The sequence below is a fragment of the Paenibacillus sp. Aloe-11 genome (assembly GCF_000245715.1).
Classification (GTDB): domain Bacteria; phylum Bacillota; class Bacilli; order Paenibacillales; family Paenibacillaceae; genus Paenibacillus; species Paenibacillus kribbensis.
The window spans coordinates 525,238-525,552 of the sequence record NZ_JH601056.1; the positions used below are offsets into that span (position 1 = coordinate 525,238).

Below are 315 nucleotides of genomic sequence, written 5' to 3' on the forward strand. Positions count from 1 at the left end.
TTTAGCTCCTGTTGCAGCTCCTGCTGCCGCTTCAAGCCTCGTGCCTGCAGCTCTTGCTCCTTGTCAAGTCCTTCGCCATATGAAGCAAGGGTTTGTTCACTTTGCACCAGCTCTGCCGCGAGACGCTCCCGGTCGGTCCGTAGCACCTCCGTATCACGCTCCAGTTGAAGCGCCTGTTCCAATTGATCGATCCGAAGCAGCAGCCTCGGCTCCTCCGCACCCAGCGCTTGCCGGGCCTGTTCGTCTGCTTGTGCAGACACAAGCGCAGCCTCCTGCGCTGAGACGGCCTGAACCGCCGCTTCTTCGGCGGCCTTT

Annotated in this window: 1 protein-coding gene; it reads right to left on the minus strand. The window is 61.0% G+C overall.

Going from position 1 to position 315, the window contains the following annotated elements:
• The coding region (locus WG8_RS28565) for a hypothetical protein (protein ID WP_007431254.1) at positions 1 to 315 on the minus strand (315 nt) is incomplete at both ends.